Annotated in this window: 18 protein-coding genes; 9 read left to right on the forward strand and 9 right to left on the reverse strand. The window is 71.5% G+C overall.

Going from position 1 to position 19,356, the window contains the following annotated elements:
- Positions 1–17: 17 nt before the first annotated feature.
- Positions 18–1,031: a heme/hemin ABC transporter substrate-binding protein gene (locus M4V62_RS29635; protein WP_249590241.1), complete on the reverse strand. Its 1,014-nt coding sequence runs from the start codon at positions 1,029–1,031 to the stop codon at positions 18–20.
- A 188-nt stretch (positions 1,032–1,219) separates the two neighbouring features.
- Between M4V62_RS29635 and M4V62_RS29640 the strand changes: the two genes are divergently transcribed.
- The 3 genes from M4V62_RS29640 (at position 1,220) to M4V62_RS29650 (ending at position 4,982) form a co-directional block, all read left to right on the forward strand.
- Positions 1,220–2,680 (forward strand): HtaA domain-containing protein, encoded by a 1,461-nt coding sequence (locus M4V62_RS29640; protein ID WP_249590242.1) that lies wholly within the window; start codon positions 1,220–1,222, stop codon positions 2,678–2,680.
- A gap of 115 nt (positions 2,681–2,795) precedes the next feature.
- Positions 2,796–4,304: an HtaA domain-containing protein gene (locus tag M4V62_RS29645; protein ID WP_249590243.1), complete on the forward strand. Its 1,509-nt coding sequence runs from the start codon at positions 2,796–2,798 to the stop codon at positions 4,302–4,304.
- Positions 4,305–4,322: 18 nt separating this feature from the next.
- The gene (locus M4V62_RS29650; RefSeq protein ID WP_249590244.1) at positions 4,323–4,982 is read left to right on the forward strand and encodes a PhzF family phenazine biosynthesis protein; all 660 of its coding nucleotides are present in this window, start codon (positions 4,323–4,325) and stop codon (positions 4,980–4,982) included.
- A 151-nt stretch (positions 4,983–5,133) separates the two neighbouring features.
- On the opposite strand, the gene M4V62_RS29655 is transcribed toward M4V62_RS29650, so the two are convergent.
- Positions 5,134–5,790 carry a biliverdin-producing heme oxygenase gene (locus M4V62_RS29655; protein ID WP_249590245.1) on the reverse strand — a complete coding sequence of 219 codons (657 nt, stop codon included), beginning with the start codon at positions 5,788–5,790 and terminating at the stop codon, positions 5,134–5,136.
- A 152-nt stretch (positions 5,791–5,942) separates the two neighbouring features.
- A complete protein-coding gene (map, locus tag M4V62_RS29660; protein WP_249590246.1) occupies positions 5,943–6,800 on the reverse strand; it encodes a type I methionyl aminopeptidase in 858 nt (285 codons plus the stop codon).
- A gap of 92 nt (positions 6,801–6,892) precedes the next feature.
- Between map and M4V62_RS29665 the strand changes: the two genes are divergently transcribed.
- The gene (locus M4V62_RS29665) at positions 6,893–7,126 is read left to right on the forward strand and encodes a hypothetical protein (protein ID WP_249590247.1); all 234 of its coding nucleotides are present in this window, start codon (positions 6,893–6,895) and stop codon (positions 7,124–7,126) included.
- A gap of 19 nt (positions 7,127–7,145) precedes the next feature.
- Here M4V62_RS29665 and M4V62_RS29670 read toward each other — a convergent pair whose 3' ends face one another.
- On the reverse strand, positions 7,146–8,417 hold the full coding sequence (locus M4V62_RS29670; RefSeq protein ID WP_249593073.1) for an MFS transporter: 1,272 nt from the start codon (positions 8,415–8,417) through the stop codon (positions 7,146–7,148).
- Between the two features lie 180 nt (positions 8,418–8,597).
- Positions 8,598–9,212: a hypothetical protein gene (locus M4V62_RS29675; protein ID WP_249590248.1), complete on the reverse strand. Its 615-nt coding sequence runs from the start codon at positions 9,210–9,212 to the stop codon at positions 8,598–8,600.
- 79 nt (positions 9,213–9,291) lie between these two features.
- Between M4V62_RS29675 and M4V62_RS29680 the strand changes: the two genes are divergently transcribed.
- The 3 genes from M4V62_RS29680 to M4V62_RS29690 all read left to right on the forward strand — a co-directional run bounded on the left by M4V62_RS29680 (position 9,292) and on the right by M4V62_RS29690 (position 11,431).
- The gene (locus tag M4V62_RS29680) at positions 9,292–10,368 is read left to right on the forward strand and encodes a sialidase family protein (protein WP_249590249.1); all 1,077 of its coding nucleotides are present in this window, start codon (positions 9,292–9,294) and stop codon (positions 10,366–10,368) included.
- A 37-nt stretch (positions 10,369–10,405) separates the two neighbouring features.
- On the forward strand, positions 10,406–11,110 hold the full coding sequence (gene npdG, locus M4V62_RS29685) for an NADPH-dependent F420 reductase (RefSeq protein WP_249590250.1): 705 nt from the start codon (positions 10,406–10,408) through the stop codon (positions 11,108–11,110).
- A 129-nt stretch (positions 11,111–11,239) separates the two neighbouring features.
- Positions 11,240–11,431, forward strand: coding sequence for a hypothetical protein (locus M4V62_RS29690; RefSeq protein ID WP_249590251.1), 192 nt, complete (start codon positions 11,240–11,242; stop codon positions 11,429–11,431).
- On the opposite strand, the gene M4V62_RS29695 is transcribed toward M4V62_RS29690, so the two are convergent.
- On the reverse strand, positions 11,421–12,224 hold the full coding sequence (locus M4V62_RS29695) for a site-2 protease family protein (RefSeq protein WP_249590252.1): 804 nt from the start codon (positions 12,222–12,224) through the stop codon (positions 11,421–11,423). The two genes, M4V62_RS29690 and M4V62_RS29695, sit on opposite strands and share 11 nt — an antisense overlap.
- 107 nt (positions 12,225–12,331) lie before the next feature.
- On the opposite strand from M4V62_RS29695, the gene M4V62_RS29700 reads away from it, so the two are divergent.
- The gene (locus M4V62_RS29700; RefSeq protein ID WP_249590253.1) at positions 12,332–12,697 is read left to right on the forward strand and encodes a DUF6578 domain-containing protein; all 366 of its coding nucleotides are present in this window, start codon (positions 12,332–12,334) and stop codon (positions 12,695–12,697) included.
- Positions 12,698–12,837: 140 nt separating this feature from the next.
- Entirely contained in the window at positions 12,838–16,206 is a 3,369-nt protein-coding gene (locus M4V62_RS29705) for an AfsR/SARP family transcriptional regulator (protein ID WP_249590254.1), read from the forward strand.
- Between the two features lie 8 nt (positions 16,207–16,214).
- Here M4V62_RS29705 and M4V62_RS29710 read toward each other — a convergent pair whose 3' ends face one another.
- The 3 genes from M4V62_RS29710 to panB all read right to left on the reverse strand — a co-directional run bounded on the left by M4V62_RS29710 (position 16,215) and on the right by panB (position 19,334).
- Positions 16,215–17,042 (reverse strand): ABC transporter permease, encoded by an 828-nt coding sequence (locus M4V62_RS29710; RefSeq protein ID WP_249590255.1) that lies wholly within the window; start codon positions 17,040–17,042, stop codon positions 16,215–16,217.
- Positions 17,039–18,058, reverse strand: coding sequence for an ATP-binding cassette domain-containing protein (locus M4V62_RS29715; RefSeq protein WP_249590256.1), 1,020 nt, complete (start codon positions 18,056–18,058; stop codon positions 17,039–17,041). Before M4V62_RS29715 ends, M4V62_RS29710 begins: the two co-directional genes overlap by 4 nt.
- A gap of 385 nt (positions 18,059–18,443) precedes the next feature.
- Positions 18,444–19,334, reverse strand: a complete 891-nt coding sequence (gene panB, locus M4V62_RS29720) for a 3-methyl-2-oxobutanoate hydroxymethyltransferase (RefSeq protein ID WP_249590257.1) — start codon at positions 19,332–19,334, stop codon at positions 18,444–18,446.
- Between the last annotated feature and the right edge of the window lie 22 nt (positions 19,335–19,356).

Consider the following 19,356-nt stretch of genomic DNA (forward strand, 5'->3'; position numbering starts at 1 on the left):
CGGCTTGGCGAGGACGCTCACTTCGCGCTCCCGTACAACTGCTCCACCAGCGACTTCAGGACCTGGTCCGTCCGCGGCCCGTAGTTCAGGAGCACCCCGTCGTCGATCGAGACGATGCGGCGGTCGAGCCCCGCGGGGGTCTCGGCGACGCCCGGGATCTTGAGCAGCCCGTCCACGCCGTCCACGGATTCGAGCCCCTTCGACATGACCAGGATCGCGTCGGGTGCCGCCTTGGCCAGCGCCTCGCTGGTGATCGCCGTGAAGTCCTTCTTCAGGCCCGACTCCTTGCCCGCGTCGACGGCGCCCGCCGCCTCCAGGAGCGAACTCGCGCCGGACTCGCGGCCGCCGAGCAGATAGACGGAGGCCGAGCCGCGCAGGTAGAGGAAGGCGACGCGGGGCTTCTCGGTGCGGGCGGATGCCGGGATGGACTTCCGTGCCTTCGCGATCCGTTCCTGCGTACGGGACTTGAGCTCGTCGCCCGACTTCTCGACGCCCAGGGTCTTGGCCACCGCCTCGATCCGCGGAGCCACGTCGTCGAGGCCCTTCGCCGGGTCGAACACGACCAGCGGGATGCCCGCGTCCCGGATCTGGCCGATGGCCTCGGCGGGCCCCGTCGAGGTGTCAGCGAGGACGACCGTCGGCTTCAGGGACAGGACGCTCTCCGCCGAGACGTCGTGCGCACGTGTCACCACCGGCAGCTTCTTCGCCTGCTCGAAGGTGGCGGTGATGTCGCGGGCCACGACGTTCTTTCCGAGCCCGAGCGTGAAGACGATCTCACTGAGGCTGCCGGTCAGCGGCACGATGCGGCTCGTGTCCTCGACGGTGACCTTCTTGCCGTCGGCCGACGTGACGGTGGCGGGGAGCGCGGGCTCGGGGCGGGACTTCAGCGGCTCGACCCGGTCGGGCGCGGAAGCCGCGGCCTTCGCCTTAGGGGAGGTCCCGCCACCGCCGTCCGACGACGATCCGCAGCCCGTGAGGGCCAGGGCGAGAACGGCGGTCCACGCGCCGGCGATACGGAGTGAGCGCGGCATACGCACCGAAGTCCACCGTCCTGTCGTGCTGTTGAGGGTCTGTTGTCGGTCAGCTGTCGGTCTGTTGCGGGTCTGCTGCGGTTCTGCTGTGGGGCGCTTGGGGCGCGGGTGGCCGGGATGGGGGTTCCGGCCGGAGTGATCGTAGTTTAGGTTAGCCTTACCTCATTAGCCACACCTGGAGGGGTCCCATGTCGTCCTCAAGACAGGCGCGAGCCATCGCCCGCGCCGGAGCCGTGGCCGTGCTCACCGCGCTCGTCGGAGCACTGCTGCCGGCGGCCACCGCGCACGCGCAAGGCCGCACGGTCCAGGGCGGACGGCTCGACTGGGGCATCAAATCCTCCTTCCAGAGCTACGTCACCGGGCCGATCGCGCAGGGGAGTTCGACGCTCCAGGGCGGGGCCGCCACGGTCGGCGGCAGTCAGTTCCGCTTCCATTCGGCGAAGGGTTCGTACGACCCGGACAGCGGGGCCTTCAGCGCCGCCTTCTCCGGAGGGGTGCGCTTCCTCGGGCACAAGAAGGGCGGCTCGTACGAGCTGGACCTCACCATCAGCCGCCCCACCGTCAAGATCTCCGGCGGCTCCGGCACGCTCTACGCCGACATGGTCAGCAAGGAGAAGGGCACGGGCAAGGTCACATCCACCGCCCAGGTGCCGCTCGCGACCCTCGGCATGTCCGGCATCAACATGAAGGGCGGCGCGGGCCCGATCGCCCTCGATAACCTTCCCGCCACGCTCACTTCCCAGGGTGCGAAGGCCTTCGCCGGGTACTACACGGCGGGCACCGAGCTCGACCGGGTGAGCCTGTCGACGGACCTCGCGGCGAAGTCCGGCTCCGGTTCCGGCTCCGACAAGCCCTCCAAGAAGCCCTCGCCGAAGCCCTCTCAGTCCGCGAAGTCCGACGAGAAGGCGAAGGCCGGCCGTATCGAGGACGCCGCCGTCGACTGGGGCGTGCGCCGCACCTTCCGGGAGTACGTCACCGGCTCCATCGCCCAGGGCGAATGGAAACTGTCCGCCGGGGCCCAGGACGGGGGCGCGCTCTTCCGCTTCCCGCGGGGCGAGGGGACGTACGACAAGAAGAAGCAGACCCTCGACGCGGACTTCGCGGGCGCGGTGCGCTTCACCGGTGAGCACGGCCTCGATCTCGCGCTGAGCAAGGTCGCCGTCGAGGTGAAGGACGGCAAGGGCACGCTCTTCGCGGACGTCGACAGCAAGGGCAGCAAAAGCAGCAAGGGCGTCACGCTGAAGAAGGCACCCCTGATCACCTTCGCGGCCGAGGAGTTGAAGCCGAAGGACGGGCTCGTCTCCCTCACCGAGGTGCCCTCGAAGCTCACCGCCGACGGCGCCAAGGCGTTCGGCGGCATGTACAAGGCGGGCTCCGACATGGACCCGCTCTCGCTCGCCGTCGGCCTCGACGCCGACGCGAAGCTGCCCGCGCTGCCGGACCTCGGCTCCTCCGCGAGCCCGGCACCGCAGGCGAAGAAGGCCGAGCCGAAGACCGAGAACACCGCTTCGGACGCCTCCGACTCCTCGTCGCCCGCCCTGCCGATCGGCATCGGCGCGGGCGTGGCGCTGCTGCTCGCCGCCGCGGTCACGTTCGGCGTCGTACGCAAGAAGCGTGCGGCGACGGACACCCCCGGCTCGGACTCCTGACCTTTCGGCTCGGATTCCTGACCCTCGGTTCGGATTCCCGGACCTCTCGCGGGTCGCGTCCCACCTCTGCTTGCTCGTCTCTCTGCTGACTCGTCTCTCAAGGAGAAGCCTGACCATGGCCGCCAACCGTCGTCCCATAACCCTCGCGGCAGCCGTCGCGACCGCCGTCACGCTCGGCGCGACCGCCCTGACCCTTCCGGCGCTCGCCGCGGACAGCGGCAACGCCGCAGCGCCGCAGGTGGAACTCAAGGACGGCACGCTGGACTGGGGCTTCAAGGAGTCCTTCCGCAAGTACGTCACCGGCATGGCCGCAGGCAAGATCGAGGCCACGGACGGCGCCAAGCAGGCCGCCGACAACGGGGTGTTCACCTTCACCGACGGCAAGGGGACGTACGACACCGGGACGCACGCCACCGACGTCGCCTTCAAGGGCAGCGTCCGCTTCTCCTCCACGGCCCACGGCTTCGACATCAAGGTCGCCGACGTGAAGGTCCGCACGAAGGGCACGAGCGGCGCCATCCAGGCCGACGTCAGCCTCAACGGCACCGCCCAGAACGACATCGACGTCGCCAAGCTCGACCTGACCGGCATCACACCCGGCACGGGCGAGGGCGGCGCGATGACCTACAAGGACATCCCGGCGACGCTGACGGCGGACGGCGCCAAGGCGTTCAACGGCATGTACAAGGAGGGCGACAAGCTCGACCCGGCCACCCTCTCGGTGAAGCAGGGCGGCGCCCCCACCGAGAAGCCGACCGAGACGCCGAAGCCGACGGACAAGCCCACCGAGACGCCCAAGCCGACCGCGAAGCCCACCGAGACCCCGAAGCCGACGGCGAAGCCGACCGCGACCGCGACGCCGAAGCCGACGTCCGGCACCGAGCAGCCCGCGGGCGAGGTCCACGACGGCTCGCTCGCCTGGGGCGTGAAGGAGAGCTTCCGCCGGTACATCGAGTCCGGCGGCGGCGCCACGCTCTCCGGCGGCGCCGAGAAGAACGACAACGGCTACGACTTCCCGTACGCCAAGGGCGATGTGGACAGCGACGCGAAGAAGCTGGACGCGTCCTTCGGGGGCGCCGTCCGCTTCCAGTACAAGGCGCACGGCATCGACATGAAGTTCAGCGACATCAAGGTGGCCGCGAGCGGCACCAAGGGCACGCTGACCGTGGACGTCACCACGCCCAAGGGCACCAACAACGACGTGAAGTTCGCGACGCTCGACCTCTCCAAGGCCTCGTACACGGCGAAGGACGATGTCGTCGTGCTCGACAAGGTGCCCGCGGCGTTCACCGCGGCGGGCGCGAAGCAGTTCGAGAGCGAGGACGCGCCGTCCGGCTACAAGGAGGGTGACGCGATCGACCCGGTGACCGTGGCTCTCGCGGTCGCCGACGGGGCGCAGCTGCCGGGCGGCAGCGGCGGCACCGGCGACACGGCAGGCACGGGCGGTTCCGGCTCCACCGGCGGGGGTTCGTCCGACCTCGGCGGTTCGGTCGGCGGCGGCACGGGCGGCTCGATGGCGTCCACCGGTGCGTCGGTGCCGACGGGTGCGCTGCTCGGGACGGCGGGTGTGATCGTCGCCGCGGGCGCGGGAGCGGTCTTCGTGGCCAGGCGCCGCACTTCCTGAGGATGTTTGAATGCCCGGGTGACAGAACCACTTGAGGGCCTTGACGTCCTGCGAGTCTTCTGCGGGCCCGACGGTCGGCACGGCAACGAGCTCGGTGTCGTGCGCGACGGGGCCCGCGTTCCCGGGCGGGGCGAGCGGCAGGAGATCGCCGGGAAGCTCGGCTTCAGCGAGACGGTGTTCGTCGATGACCCCGAGCGCGGGGTCATCGACATCTACACCCCCACGCTGCGGCTTCCCTTCGCCGGGCACCCTTGCGTCGGTACGTCCTGGCTGCTGGACGTCCCCGAACTGGTCACGCCCGCGGGGGTGGTTCAGGCCCGTCAGGACGGGGAGTTCAGCTGGATCGCGGCGCGTGCGGAATGGGCGCCGGAGCGGACGCTGCGTCCGTACGGGAGCCCGGCCGAGGTGGACGCCCTGGCGGTGCCTCCGCAGGGGGAGTGGGTGTACGCGTGGGCGTGGGAGGACGAGGCGGCGGGGCGGGTCCGTGCCCGGGGCTTTCCGGGGCGCGATGACGGCATCCGGGAGGACGAGGCCACGGGGGCGGCGGCGTTGCTGTTGTGCGCGGAGCTGGGCCGGGCGTTGAACATCACGCAGGGGCGCGGCTCGCAGATCCTTGCGGCGCCGGGGCCAGGGGGGTTGATCGAGGTGGGGGGACGTGTGCGGCTCGATGGGCGCTGAGCGCTCTGGCGCGGGGGCCTTGGTTGCCGCCATCACCGGCTTCGCCGAGTTCGTCCTCAATCGCCGGACGGGCTGAAATTTCAGCCCGTCCGGCGATTGAGGACATCTTGTACGGGGTCTGGGGCAGAGCCCCAGCCAGGCCCTCGCGTGCTTACGCGGACAGCGGGAACTCTTCCCCCAGCTCGCGGAACACCCCGGTATTCAAAGCGAAAGCGCGCTTGCACTCGTCCACGATCCGCTGCCGCTCCAGCTCGTCGGGGACGACTTCCCCGAGGCCGTCCAGCAGCTCCCGATAGCCCCGCTTGAACGCGGCCGGGTTCGAGATTCCCTCGAAGACGTAGAACCGCACTCCGTCGCCCTTCCGGGCGAACCCCCACGTCTGCTCCGCCTTGCCGCGGATGATCTGGCCGCCGGAGAGATCGCCGAGGTAACGGGTGTAGTGGTGGGCCACATAGCCGCCGGGCCACTCCTGCGCGCACTCCGCGACCCGCGCCGCGTACGCCGCCGTGGCGGGCAGCGGGGTGGCCGAGGCCTGCCAGCCCGCGCCCCGCAGATGGGAGAGGTCCCGCTCCAGCTCCGCGACGCGCAGCAGCTCGGGCTGTATGAACGGCCCCGCGACCGGGCCGTCCTTCAGCGCCGCGGCGCCCTCCTCCAGGGCGCGGTACACGAACCACAGCTGCTCGGTGTAGCGCGCGTACGCGTCGACGCCGAGCCTGCCGCCGAGGAGGTCGCTCATGAACGTCGAGGTCTCCGCCTCCGTGTGCTGCTCGTGCGACGCGGTGCGGATGACCGTGGAGAACGGATCCATGAGGGACCTCCGAAGCCGAATGGAGCGTAGAAAGCCGAAGAAGGGCGGGAACCAGTGCGAACCGGCGTGGCCTTCACCGATCATCCAAGTTAGGCTTGCCTAAGTCAACTGGTTCCCGACGTCCTGTCGGTAAAACGCTACCCGCTCAGAGCTCAGGGAAGCGTAAGGATCTCCGCCCCGGTGTCCGTCACCACGAGCGTGTGCTCGAACTGCGCGGTCCGCTTGCGGTCCTTCGTCACCACGGTCCAGCCGTCCTCCCACATGTCGTACTCGTACGTGCCGAGGGTCAGCATCGGCTCGATCGTGAACGTCATGCCCGGCTGGATGACCGTCGTCGCGTGCGGGCTGTCGTAGTGGGGGACGATCAGGCCGGAGTGGAAGGACGTGTTGATGCCGTGGCCGGTGAAGTCGCGGACGACGCCGTAGCCGAAGCGCTTGGCGTACGACTCGATGACGCGGCCGATGATGTTGATCTGGCGGCCGGGCTTGACCGCCTTGATGGCGCGGGCGAGGGACTCACGGGTCCGCTCCACGAGGAGCGTGGACTCCTCGTCGACGTCCCCGACCAGGTATGTCGCGTTGTTGTCGCCGTGCACCCCGCCGATGTACGCGGTCACGTCGAGGTTGATGATGTCGCCGTCGCCCAGGACGGTGGAGTCCGGGATGCCGTGGCAGATGACCTCGTTGACCGAGGTGCACAGCGACTTCTGGAAGCCGCGGTAGCCGAGCGTGGACGGGTAGGCGCCGTGGTCGCACATGTACTCGTGGGCGACGCGGTCCAGCTCATCGGTGGTCACGCCGGGCGCGATGTGCTTGGCGGCCTCGGCCATCGCGCGCGCGGCGATACGGCCCGCCGTGCGCATCAGCTCGACGGTCTCGGGGGTCTGCACCTCCGGCCCCTTGTACGGGGTGGGCGCGGGTTTCCCCACGTACTCCGGGCGCCTGATGTTTCCCGGAACGGGGCGGATGGGGGAGAGCTCCCCTGGGACGAGCAGTGACTGGCCAGACATGCCAGCGAGTCTAACCAGCGGTGGTGGGGCAGCATGGCTCAGAGAGCGGGACCCAGCAGCACCCAGCGGTACTGAAACGAGAGGAGCGGGCCATGGCGCTGTTCAAGAAGCGGACCGTCGGCAAGCCGGGCGAGTGGTACTACTGCCTGGAGCACAAGAAGGTCGAGGAGGGCCCCGACTGCCCCGGCAAGGACCGCTTCGGGCCCTACGCGTCCCGCGAGGAGGCCCAGCGCGCGATGGAGACCGCCGCGGAGCGGAACCTGGAGTGGGAGACCGACCCGAAGTGGCACGACAAGGACGACCGGGGCCAGGCCGGCAGCGCCTGACCCGCCGCCGGGCGCCCGGTCATCCGGCGGCGGAGACCTCCCGGCGCCGGAGCGCGTCCTCGTCGGTGGTCGCGTCGTACGAGAGCAGCTTCGGAAGCACCGCTGTCAGGGCGGCGACCGAGGCGACGCAGGCGAGGCCGCCCGACCAGATCGCGCTGCGGGTGCCGGTCCAGCCGGCGGCCGCCCCCGCGCGGACCTGGCCCAGCTGCGGGCCGACGCTGTAGGAGAGCACCTCGATGCCGGCGAGGCGCCCCCGCAGCTCGTCCGGGATCGTCTGGTTCCAGATCGTGGAGCGGCCGAGCCCGCTGAGCATGTCGCCCGCGCCCGCGAGGGCCAGGCAGACGAGCACCAGCCATACGTTGCCGAACCATCCCGCGGCCGTGATCGCGAGCCCCCAGCCCGCCGCCCCGAACACCACGAGCAGCCCGTGCCGCCGCACCCGCGAGGTCCACCCGCTGGTCAGGCTGAGCAGCAGCGAGCCGACCGCACCGGCCGCGTACATCAGGCCGAGCGACCACTCCGCGTCGAGATCCTCCGCGAGGAACGGGAAGATCGTGTTCGGGAAGGCGAAGAACATCGCCGCCATGTCGATCGCGTACGTGCCGAGCAGCACCGGCCGCGACCACGCGTACCGCGCGCCTTCCGCGAGGCCCCGCAGGGAGGGCTTCTCGGCGTCGTGCGCGGGCGGCGCGGGGGCGATGCGGGCGCACAGGGCCACGGAGGCGGCGAAGCAGACCACCGTCACCGCGTACGCGGGTGCGTGCCCGGCGTAGGCGACGACCAGGCCCGCCAGCGAGGGGGCCGCGATCGCGCCGACGTTCCAGCGCAGCGAGTTGAGCGCGGTGGCGGCGATGAGCTGGTCGTGCGGCACGATGCGCGCCATCAGGGAGTCGAGGGCGGGGCGTTGCAGTCCCGCGAGCGCGGAGACTCCGGCCGCCACCACGTACAGCGGCCACAGCAGCGGCTCCGGGAGCAGCGCGTTCAGCAGGAGCACCGCCGCGAGGAGGCCGAGTCCCGCCTCGGTCAGGAGAATCACCTTGCGCCGGTCGACCGCGTCGGCCAGCGCACCGCCGTAGAGCCCGAAGACGATCAGCGGGACCAGCTCGACCGCGCCCATCGCCCCGACGGCGAGCGGCGAGTCGGTGAGGTCCTTGATCTGCAACGGCAGCGCGACCAGGGCCATGAAGCTGCCGAAGGTGGTGACGAGCCCCTGGACCCAGAGCAGCCGGAAGTCACGCGTGGAGCGCCAGGGGGAGAGGTCGGGCAGTACGGAGGAGAGGGACACGAACAGCCATGGTCAGCGCCACTTGAGCTTCGGGGCAACCGATTTCTCCGGGCGGGGCGCCTCCCGTAGCCCCTGAGCCGCCGCTGCGCGGCGGATCTTTCCCGCCCACCCATCCGTTACCCCGCGGGGCGATCGGGTGGGTGGGTGGGAGACATCCGCCGCGAAGCGGCGGCTCAGGGCGCGCCCTCACCACCGCGCCGGCGGCGGCGACGTCAGCTGATCCGCCAGCCGCGAGAGCCGGTCACGCAGCCGCCTGCGGCCCCGCGCCGCCGGGAGCGAATTCTCACCCGCCGCCGCGCTCACCAGGTGCTGGACCATGTCGAGATCGAGCTCGGGCGTCTGCGGCACGGTCAGCGCCTCATGCGCCATGGCCCGCAGATCGCCGTCCCCCGAACCCAGGGCAAGCACCGTCGCCCCCGCCGCACGGGCGTCGTGCACCCGCTCCAGCAAGCCCGCGCCCGGCGACGCGGCGGGCGTGTCCGGTGCCACCACGAGCAGGGTCTCGCCGCGCCGTGCCGCCTCGATCCGGCCGAGCCCGGTCGAGAGGTGCGCGGGGTCGCCCTCCCGCACCCGGTGGCGTACGAGCGTCGGCGTCAGTTCCGGTGTGCCGGACCACGCCGCCTCGTCCACGAGATGCGCGGCCAGATGCCACGGCTCGTACTCCTCCGTGCCCACGAGCAGCAGCCCGCCCCCGTGCGGCACCACGGAGGACCGCAGCGTCCCCGCGAAGCGTCGCGTCGCGCCCACCCACTGGGTTCCTGCGAGCACTTCGCGCAGCAGCGCGACCCGTACGGCGTCCATGGGGTCGCATCCTGCCTCAACATGCCAGTCGTCAGGCGGAGTTCACCGGGAATTCGCTCGGGGTGGGGACTGACCCGGGATGGCTGATGAGACAACTGTTCCCTTCCGTGCCGGACGCGAGGGCTACGCGAGCTTCCGGATCCCCGCCGTCGTCCTCACCGGCTCCGGCTCCCTGCTGGCCTTCTGCGAGGGGAGGGTCGGCTCGCAGGACGACTTCGGCAACATCGACGTGGTGCTGAAGCGGTCAAGCGACGGCGGCCGGACCTGGGGCCCGCTCCAGGTCGTCGTCAAGAACGGCGACGACCTCGCGGGCAACCCCGCCCCCGTCGTCCTGGACACCGGCCGCATCCTCCTCGTCCACGTCCGCAACGCCGCCGCCGCGACCGAGGACGCCATCCGCCGCGGCAAGGTCTCCACCGCGAACGGGCGGCGGATCTGGGTGCAGCACAGCGACGACGACGGGCTGACCTGGTCGGCCGCCCGGGAGATCACCGGACAGGTGAAGAAGGCGAACTGGCGCTGGTACGCGACCACTCCCGGCCACGCGGTGCAGACCAGTACGGGCCGTGTCGTCGTGCCCGCCAACCACTCCCTGCCGCCGACCGGAACGGACAACGGCACCGAGGGCAAGTACAACGGCGGCCACTGCCTCCTCAGCGACGACCTCGGCCGGACCTGGCGCATCGGATACATCGACGACAACACCAACGGCTACGTGAACGTGAACGAGACCACCGCGGCCGAACTCCCCGACGGGCGGCTCTACTTCAACACCCGCAACGACTCACCGTCCCCCGGCACCCGCGCCGACGCCCACTCCGGCGACGGCGGCCAGACCCTCGCCAAGCCCTTCCGGCCGCAGGCGGGGCTCGTCGGTCCCGTCGTCGAGTGCAGCGTGCTCCAGCTGCGCACGCCGGACGTGCTGCTGTTCTCCGGGCCCGCCGACCCCGGCTTCCGCGCCCTGATGACGGTGCGCCGCAGCCACGATGGAGGCACCACGTGGCAGGACGCGTACACCGTGGACGGGCTGCCCGCCGCGTACTCCGACCTCGTACGCGTCGACGACGAGACCGTCGGACTCCTCTACGAGACGGGTGACTTCAGCGCCTACGAGACGATCACGTTCCGGCGGATACCGGTGGCCGCGCTGGCCTGACTCGGGCGCGGGTCAGGCGGTGAGTAAGGTCGGCCGCATGACCTCTAACGACAGTGTGCAGAAGGCTCCCGCCAAGGATCCCTGGGAGCTGCCCGACGTGTCCGGGCTCGTCGTCGGCGTGCTCGGCGGCACGGGTGACCAGGGCCGCGGCCTCGCCTACCGCCTGGCCCGCGCGGGCCAGAAGGTGATCATCGGCTCCCGCGCGGCCGAGCGGGCACAGACCGCCGCCGACGAGCTCGGCCTCGGCGTCGAGGGCGCCGAGAACGCGGAGTGCGCCCGGCGCAGCGACATCGTGATCGTCGCAGTGCCGTGGGACGGACACGGCAAGACCCTCGAAGCGCTGCGCGAGGAGCTGAGCGGCAAGCTCGTCGTCGACTGCGTGAACCCGCTCGGCTTCGACAAGAAGGGCGCCTACGCCCTGAAGCCCGAGGAGGGCAGCGCCGCCGAGCAGGCCGCCGCCCTGCTTCCGGACTCCAGGGTCACGGCCGCCTTCCACCACCTCTCGGCGGTCCTGCTCCAGGACGCGGACGTCGAGGAGATCGACACCGACGTGATGGTCCTCGGCGAGGTCCGCGCCGACACGGACATCGTGCAGGCGCTCGCCGCGCGGATCCCCGGCATGCGGGGCGTCTTCGCGGGGCGTCTTCGCAACGCGCACCAGGTCGAGTCCCTGGTGGCCAACCTGATCTCCGTGAACCGGCGGTACAAGGCGCACGCCGGGCTGCGCGTGACCGACGTCTAGGACGTAGCGGGCATGGGGGACACTGGTTGCGGACGCCGATCGGCACGTCGCTGCGTACGTCGCTCGGTGCGTCGTCCGCACGGTGTCCCACCACCTCCCCGAATCGACCCCCGACAGGAGCCGACCCCCATGCCCCGCCTCGCTCTCTACGCCCTCGCGGTCTGCGCCCTCGCCGTCGTCGCGGCCGTGGTCTCCTTCGTCCAGGGCTACTGGATCGGCGTCGTCTGGGTGCTCCTCGCTGGACTCTCGTCGAACATGGCGTGGTACTACCTGCGCCGCGCGAAGGCCCAGCGGGACGCCGCGCGCGCCGCTACGGGTTGAGCGTGCAGTACTGGCTCGGGTCGCCGTCCCAGAAGCGGTAGAAGTCCTGGCCGCAGTACGTCTCCAGGTCGTACACACCGAGGCCGCGCAGGATCGCGTCGATCGCGTCGAAGAACGCGCCGTTCACCTCGGGGATCCACAGGATGCCGAAGACGGCGATCAGGCCGAACGGCGCGAACGGCTCCACCTGGCGGCGGATCTTGTGCGAGAGCCAGGGCTCGATGACGCCGTAGCCGTCCAGGCCCGGGATGGGCAGCGAGTTCAGGATCGCCGCCGTCACCTGGAGCAGGGCGAGGAAGGCGAGCGCGAACCGGAAGGTGTCAGGGACACCGGAGAGCGCGTCGAGCCAGAACGGCGCGGTGCAGACGACCGCGAAGAGCACGTTCGTGAGCGGCCCCGCGGCCGAGATCAGGCTGTGCTTCCACTTGCCCTGGATCCGCCCGCGCTCGATGAAGACCGCGCCACCCGGCAGACCGATGCCGCCCATGATCACGAAGAGCACCGGAAGCACGATGCTGAGCAGCGCGTGCGTGTACTTGAGCGGGTTGAGGGTCAGATAGCCCTTCGCGCCGATGGAGATGTCGCCGCTGTGCAGGGCGGTGCGGGCGTGCGCGTACTCGTGCAGGCAGAGCGAGACGATCCAGGCCGCCGTCACGAAGAGGAAGACGGCGAGCCCCGGATTGTCCGCGAACCCGGTCCACGCGGCCCAGCCGGAGACCGCGGTGACGGCGGCGATCCCGAGGAAGACGGGGCTGATCCGCCGGTCGCTGCGTCGGGCGGGAGCGGTGGTCATGAGGCGGGGCTCCTGGAGGTGACGGGCCGGTTGTCGTACGGGACCGTACCCCGGCGTACGTCGAAAACGTCTCGCACTCGGTGGGGAGTTCCGGGGAGGGTGGGGGCATGGCGCTGTGGAACGTGCTGTACGACGACTGGCAGATGGAATGCTGCGGGACGCCGTTCTCCGTCGGGGACGAGGTGGCGTGGCAGCTCGGCGGCGGGCCGCCGCTCTACTCCGTGGAGCGGCACGGGGACGAGGGGCCTGACACCGTGGGACGGGTGCGGTCGATCCAGGTGGTGACGCGGGAGTTCACGCTGCGGGCCGGCACACAGACGTTCGAGCAGGTGGCCGGTGCGGAATGGCTCCGTCCGGTGGAGAAGTGCCCGAAGTGGTTCGCGGACCCGGTGGAGGGCTGCCGGGAGCAGGGCCGCTTCCGGCGGGAGGTGGGGGTGCTCGTCTCCCTCGACGTACGGGAAGATGGCGGGTGACCGGCGCCTTCCCTCTCCCGCGGACAGGCTGGTCAGCGGCCCGCCCGGCGACCGAGGACGAACGCGGCGAAGCCGGTGGCCGACGGCCCGCCCACGCCCGGCGCGGCACCCGAGACCGCCCCTCACCCCCACCAGAGACAATGGACCCCGTGCGCTATCGCATTCTCGGCACCACCCAGGCCTTTCACGCCGACGGCACGACCATCGCCGTCGGCGGCTCACGGCTGCGCGCACTCCTGACGGTCCTCGCCCTGCGCGCCCCCCGCCCGGTCCCGGCGCCCGCACTCGTCGACGAGGTGTGGGGCGGCGACCCGCCCGCCGACGCGACCGGCGCGCTGCAGGCACTGGTGGGCCGCCTGCGCCGGGCCATCGGCGCCGGGGCGATCAGCTCGACCGACGGCGGCTACCGGCTGTGCGCCGCACCGGACGACATCGACCTGTACCGCTTCGACCGCCTCGCGGGCGAGGGTGCGGACGCCCTCGCGGACGGCGACGCGGCCAAGGCGGCGGCGATCCTCGACGACGCGCTGGCCCTCTGGCAGGGCCCCCCGCTCGCCGACCTCCCGGACCGCACGGCGGAGGCCGCCCGGTGGGAGTCCCGCCGTCTGGAGGCCCGCCGCGCCAGGCTGGCCGCGGCCCTCGCCCTCGGCCGGGCCGAGCAGGTGCTGCCCGAGCTCGCCGCCCTGTGCGAAGGACACCCCCTCGACGAGCCGCTCCAGGCCCTGCGGCTGCGGGCGCTGCGCGACGCGGGCCGCCCGGCGCAGGCGCTCGCCGCGTACGACGGAGTACGCCGCCTCATCGCGGACCGCATCGGTGCCGACCCGGGCCCCGAACTCCGCGCCCTCCACGAGGAGTTGCTGCACCACGACACCCCGCCGCACGCCTCGCCGCCCCCGCAGCCGCCCCCCTCCCGGGTCCGCCCGCCACAGAGACCGCAGGGCAACCTGCGCGCCAGGCTCACCTCCTTCGTCGGCCGCGAGGACGACATCGAGGCCATCCGGGACGACCTGACCAGGGCCCGCCTCGTCACGCTGCTCGGACCCGGCGGCGCCGGCAAGACGCGGCTCTCGCAGGAGGCGGCCGAGGCGTACGCGGACGGCGTGCCCGACGGCGTATGGCTCGCCGAGCTCGCACCGGTCGAGGACCCGGACGCGGTGCCGGAGGCGGTCCTCACCGCGCTCGGCGCCCGCGAGACGGTGCTGCGCGGCGCGGGCGCCGAAGAGCTGCGCGCGGTCTCGGAGTGGCACGGCGACGACCCCGTCGTCCGCCTCACCGAGCACTGCGCGCCGCGCCGGATGCTCCTGATCCTCGACAACTGCGAGCACGTCATCGATGCCGCCGCACGCCTCGCCGACCGGCTGCTCGCCCACTGCCCCGGCCTCACCGTCCTCGCCACCAGCCGTGAACCCCTGGGCGTACCGGGGGAGTTGCTGCGCCCCGTGGAGCCCCTGCCCGAGCCGATCGCGCTGCGGCTGCTCGCGGACCGCGGCGCGGCGGCCAGGCCGGGCTTCCGGATCGAGGACGACCCGTCGGCGGCGGCGGAGATCTGCCACCGCCTCGACGGCCTGCCGCTGGCCATCGAACTGGCCGCGGCGCGCCTGCGCATGCTCACCACCCGGCAGATCGCCGACCGCCTCGACGACCGCTTCCGCCTCCTGACGAACGGCGCCCGCACGGTCCTGCCCCGCCAGCAGACCCTGCGCGCGGTCGTCGACTGGTCCTGGGAACTCCTGGACACCTCCGAGCGCACCGTCCTGCGCCGCCTCTCCGTCTTCGCCGGCGGCTGCGACCTGGCCGCCGCCGAGGCGGTGTGCGGGGCCCCGGCCGAGTCCGCCGTGGCCGGTGACGGGGCGGGGGTCCGGCCGCTCGACGTCGCGGACGTGCTCGGCTCCCTCGTCGACAAGTCCCTTGTCGTCGCCGCCCCTTCGCCGCAGGGCGTGATGCGCTACCGGCTCCTGGAGACCGTGGGCGAGTACGCGGGGGAGCGGCTCGACGAGGCCGGTGACCGCGGCGCCGCCGAACGGGCCCACCTCGTGTACTTCCGGGAGCTGGCCCGGCTCACCGAACCGCGGCTGCGGGGCGGCGGGCAGCGGGAGGCCGTCGAGCGTCTTGAGGTCGAGTACGAGAACCTGCGTACCGCCCTGCGGCACGCGGTCGCCGCCCGGGACGAGCAGGAAGCGCTCTGCCTGGTCCTCTCGCTCTCCTGGTACTGGACCATCCGCGACCTGCGCCTGGAGATCCGCAACTGGTCCCGCGACGTCGTCGCCCTCGGCCCCGACCCGTTCGCGCGCCCCGTCACCCCGGTGGAACCGCTCTACGAACGCTGCACGGACAACCCGCCGCCCATGCGCCCGGAGGTGCTCCAGGAGGCGCGGCGCGGAGTCCACCTCATCCAGCTCTCCTGCATGGACATGAACCTGGAGGCGTGGCAGTCGCCCGAGGCCATGGAGAAGCTCGCGGGCATCAGGGAGGCCTACCGGCCGGGTCTTCCGCAGACCTGCTGGTCGCCGGGGAGCCTGTGGTTCTTCGCGGTGCTGCTCAAGGGGGACATCGACCAGCTGTACGACATCATCGACGCGACCATCACCACCTGCCGCGAGCGCGGGTACGACTGGGAGCTCGCCGCGTCCTTGCAGCAGCGCGCCAACATCCTCGCCAACCGCGCCGACTGGGCCGGTGACGCCCGCCGCGACGCCGACGAGTCCCTGGAGATCTTCACCAGGCTCGGTGACGTGTGGGGCATGGCCGAGGCGCTCTCCTCGCGGGGCGAGGCCCATGAGCGGCGTGGCCGGTACACCCTCGCCGCCGAGGACTTCGCCGCCGCCATCGAGCACGCGGAGCGGCTCGGCGCCCCCGCGCAGGCGCATGTGCTCACGGCCCGGCTCGGGGCGGTGCTCGCCGAGGCGGGTGAACTGGTCCGGGGCGAGGAGATGCTCTGGTCGGTCATGGAGAACGTCGGCAACGCCGCCGCCAACTCCAGCGAATCCCTGCCCGCCGCACGGTTCTTCCTCGTCGACCTGCTCGCCCGCACCGGCCGCACCGCCGAGGCGCGCGAACAACTCCGGCTGCTCCAGGAAGAGTTCAAGGCCGTCGACTTCGTCATCTTCGAGGGTTTCATGCTGGGCGCCGAGGCCTGGATCGACACGGTGGACGGCCGCAATGCCGAGGCTCTGGTCACGGCGCGCGCCGCGCTCGACAAGTCCCTCGACCCGCTGACCAAGATGATGGCGCCGCAGATGACCTCCGTGCATCTCACCGTCGCCGGCCGCGCCCTGGCCGCGCTCGACGGCGGCCGGCACGCCCACGACGCGGCGCGGCTGATCGCGGTCGCCGACCGTGAGCTGCCGCCCGGTCACTTCGCACCGGCCGCGGAGCGTGAGATCCACACGGCCGCCGTGGAGTTGGCGCGCGGGGCACTGGGTGACGCGGCGTACGAGGCCGCGTACGCGGAAGGCGGCGGACTCTCCGTGGCGGAGGCCGCCGCCCTCTGCGACCGGCACATCGGCTAGTTCCGTACTCAGCTCTTCGTGCGGAACTTGTGGATCGCGATCGGCGCCATGACCAGCGTGAGCAGCGCCGACCAGCCGACCGTCACCCAGATGTCGTGCGCGACCGGGCCGCCCACCATCAGGCCGCGCGCGGAGTCCGCGAGCGAGGACAGCGGGTTGTAGTCGGTGAAGGCCTGCAGCCAGCCCGGCATGGACTGGGTCGGCGCGAAGATCGACGAGCCGAACTGCAGCGGCATCAGGACCAGGAACCCCATCGCCTGCACGGACTGGGCGCTCTTCATCGTGACGCCGAGGACCAGGAAGATCCACATGATGGACATGCCGAAGAGCGCGGAGAGTCCGACGGCGCCGAGCAGGCCGCCCCAGCTGGTGATGTCGAAGCCCACGAGGACACCGACGATCATCATGATCGTCGTCGCGATGAGCAGCCGCATCAGCTCCACCACGATCTTGGCGAAGAGCACCGAACCCTGGCCGATCGGCAGGGTGCGGAAGCGGTCCATGATGCCGTTCTGGAAGTCCTGGTTGAAGCCGGTGCCGACGGCCATGGCGATGTTCATGCTCATCATCGCCATCATGCCCGGGACCACGTACTGCACGTACGCGTCCTGACCGCCGCCGAGCGCCTGGCCGATGGAGCCGCCGAAGACGTACACGAACAGGAGCGTGAAGACGATCGGCATCAGGATCGCGTCGAACATCGACTCCGGGTCCTGGCGGATCCACAGCAGATTGCGGCGGACCAGGGCGCTGGTGTGCCGCACGTGGTCGCGCAGCCCGATGCGGGCGTCCGCCTCACCCTGGTGGAGGGGCGGCGTGAGAGTGGTGCTGCTCATACGGCAACCTCCTCGAGTTCGGGGCGGGCGTCCTGCGGGGCGCTGGCCTTGTGGCCGGTGATGGAGAGGAACACCTCGTCCAGGCTGGGCAGTTCGGTGGCGATGGAGCCGATCGTGATGCCGCGCGCGGTGAGCGCGCCGACCACGGCGGTCAGCTGCTCGTCGCTGAGGATCGGCACGAGGACCGTGCCGGACTCGGCGTCCACGGTGGAGGTGGCGAGGCCGGTGAGGCCCATGTCGTCGAGCGCGCCGGCCAGCGGGCGCAGCTCCAGCGGGTCGGCCGGGCGGATGCGCAGGGTGCGGCCGCCGACCTTCGCCTTCAGCTCGTCGATGCCGCCGTTGGCGATGACCTTGCCGCGGTCGATGACGGTCAGCTCGGAGGCCAGCTGCTCGGCCTCCTCCATGTACTGGGTGGTGAGCAGCACGGTGACGCCGTCGGTGACCATGCGCTTGACCTCGGTCCACACCTCGTTGCGGGTGCGGGGGTCCAGGCCGGTGGTCGGCTCGTCCAGGTAGAGGACGGACGGGCTGCCGATCATCGACGCCGCGAGGTCGAGCCGGCGGCGCATGCCGCCGGAGTACGTCTTGGCGGGGCGGCTCGCCGCCTCGGTGAGGGAGAACCGCTCCAGGAGCGCGTCGGCCTTCGACCTGGCCTCCTTGCGGGAGAGGTCGAGGAGCCGCCCGATCATGTAGAGGTTCTCGCGCCCGGAGAGCTTCTCGTCCACGGCTGCGTACTGGCCGGTGAGGCCTATGACGCGGCGGAGCTGGCGGGGCTGCTTGACGACGTCGTACCCGGCCACGAAGGCCGAGCCCGAGTCCGGGACGACGAGGGTGGACAGGCAGCGTACGAGGGTGGTCTTGCCGGCGCCGTTCGGACCGAGCACGCCGAGGACCGTGCCCTCGCGTACGTCGAGGTCCACGCCGTCCAGTGCTTTGGTCTCGCCGTAGTGCTTGACCAGTCCCCTCACGGTGACGGCGCTTCCGGCGCCGCCGGGGGTGATGTCGATTCGCTTCATGCCGGAAGAATGACAGCCGCCACCGACAAAGCGCCTACAGAGCGCCTACACCTGCGGCCGGTGGGGCTGGCGGCGTGCGTTCCCACCTGGGGGTGGGGGCCTGTTCCGCCCGCTTCGCGGCGGATGTCTCCCACCCACCCACCCGATCGCCGGTGTCGGTTCCGTGCCGTGTGGGGGGCTTGTGCGGTTGGGTTCCTCGCGGTCGCCGCCCTGGTCCGCTCGCTTCGCGGCGGGGCTCTCCCGCCCGCCCACCCGATGGCCCTGCGGGGTTTCGGGTGGGTGGGCGGGAAAGATCGCCGCGAAGCGGCGGACAGCTGGGGCAGGGGAAAACGGACAGCCCGTCGACGGGGGAAATCGACGGGCTGCCGGTGGTGCCGCTATGGCTCTAGTGGACCGAGTGCTCCGCGGCGGGGAACGTACCGCCCACCACGTCCTCCGCGAACGCCTTGGCCGCGCCGCTCATCACGCCCCGCAGATCCGCGTACTGCTTCACGAAGCGCGGCATCTTGCCGCCGGTCAGGCCCAGCATGTCCGTCCAGACCAGGACCTGCGCGTCGCAGCCCGCGCCCGCGCCGATGCCGACCGTCGGGATGTGCAGGGACCGGGTGACCTCGGCCGCAAGCTCCGCGGGGACCAGTTCGAGGACCACCGCGAACGCGCCCGCGTCCTGCGCGGCCTTCGCGTCGCTCAGCAGGCGGTGCGCCGCCTCGTCGCCGCGGCCCTGGACGCGGTAGCCCATGGTGTTCACGGACTGCGGCGTCAGGCCGAGGTGGGACATGACGGGGATGCCCGAGGAGACGAGCAGCTCGGTCTGGGCGAGCGAGCGTTCGCCGCCCTCCAGCTTCACCGCGCCGACCCCGGCCTCCTTCACCAGGCGCGTCGCCGAGCGAAGGGCCTGGACCGGGCCTTCCTGGTAGGACCCGAAGGGCAGGTCGCCGACGATCAGGGCACGCGACGTGCCCCGTACGACGGCGGCGGAGAGCATGGTCATCTCGTCGAGGGTGACGGGCACGGTCGTCTCGTACCCGAGGTGACAGTTGCCCGCCGAGTCGCCGACCAGCATCACGGGGATGCCCGCCTCGTCGAACACGGACGCGGTCATCGCGTCGTACGCGGTGAGCATGGGCCACTTCTCGCCCCGCTCCTTGGCGGCGGCGATGTCCCGCACGGTGATGCGGCGGGTGCTCTTGCCTCCGTACAGCGCCTTGCTGCTGTCGGTGGACTGGCTCGCGGAGGGCCCCGCAGGCTGGTTCTGGGCAGCCGAAAGTTGCGTCATCGCAACGGCTCCTTCTCTTATC

Origin of the sequence: Streptomyces durmitorensis (assembly GCF_023498005.1) — a bacterium.
Classification (GTDB): domain Bacteria; phylum Actinomycetota; class Actinomycetes; order Streptomycetales; family Streptomycetaceae; genus Streptomyces; species Streptomyces durmitorensis.

Excerpts from the sequence above, each read along its gene's own strand:
- M4V62_RS29655 (WP_249590245.1), bottom strand. The coding sequence starts at position 5,790 with ATGGATCCGTTCTCCACGGTCATCCGCACCGCGTCGCACGAGCAGCAC.
- map (WP_249590246.1), bottom strand. The coding sequence starts at position 6,800 with ATGTCTGGCCAGTCACTGCTCGTCCCAGGGGAGCTCTCCCCCATCCGC.
- M4V62_RS29635 (WP_249590241.1), bottom strand. The coding sequence starts at position 1,031 with ATGCCGCGCTCACTCCGTATCGCCGGCGCGTGGACCGCCGTTCTCGCC.
- M4V62_RS29695 (WP_249590252.1), bottom strand. The coding sequence starts at position 12,224 with ATGACCACCGCTCCCGCCCGACGCAGCGACCGGCGGATCAGCCCCGTC.
- M4V62_RS29665 (WP_249590247.1), top strand. The coding sequence starts at position 6,893 with ATGGCGCTGTTCAAGAAGCGGACCGTCGGCAAGCCGGGCGAGTGGTAC.
- M4V62_RS29690 (WP_249590251.1), top strand. The coding sequence starts at position 11,240 with ATGCCCCGCCTCGCTCTCTACGCCCTCGCGGTCTGCGCCCTCGCCGTC.
- npdG (WP_249590250.1), top strand. The coding sequence starts at position 10,406 with ATGACCTCTAACGACAGTGTGCAGAAGGCTCCCGCCAAGGATCCCTGG.
- M4V62_RS29700 (WP_249590253.1), top strand. The coding sequence starts at position 12,332 with ATGGCGCTGTGGAACGTGCTGTACGACGACTGGCAGATGGAATGCTGC.
- M4V62_RS29710 (WP_249590255.1), bottom strand. The coding sequence starts at position 17,042 with ATGAGCAGCACCACTCTCACGCCGCCCCTCCACCAGGGTGAGGCGGAC.
- M4V62_RS29705 (WP_249590254.1), top strand. The coding sequence starts at position 12,838 with ATGGACCCCGTGCGCTATCGCATTCTCGGCACCACCCAGGCCTTTCAC.
- panB (WP_249590257.1), bottom strand. The coding sequence starts at position 19,334 with ATGACGCAACTTTCGGCTGCCCAGAACCAGCCTGCGGGGCCCTCCGCG.
- M4V62_RS29675 (WP_249590248.1), bottom strand. The coding sequence starts at position 9,212 with ATGGACGCCGTACGGGTCGCGCTGCTGCGCGAAGTGCTCGCAGGAACC.
- M4V62_RS29640 (WP_249590242.1), top strand. The coding sequence starts at position 1,220 with ATGTCGTCCTCAAGACAGGCGCGAGCCATCGCCCGCGCCGGAGCCGTG.
- M4V62_RS29680 (WP_249590249.1), top strand. The coding sequence starts at position 9,292 with ATGGCTGATGAGACAACTGTTCCCTTCCGTGCCGGACGCGAGGGCTAC.
- M4V62_RS29715 (WP_249590256.1), bottom strand. The coding sequence starts at position 18,058 with ATGAAGCGAATCGACATCACCCCCGGCGGCGCCGGAAGCGCCGTCACC.
- M4V62_RS29645 (WP_249590243.1), top strand. The coding sequence starts at position 2,796 with ATGGCCGCCAACCGTCGTCCCATAACCCTCGCGGCAGCCGTCGCGACC.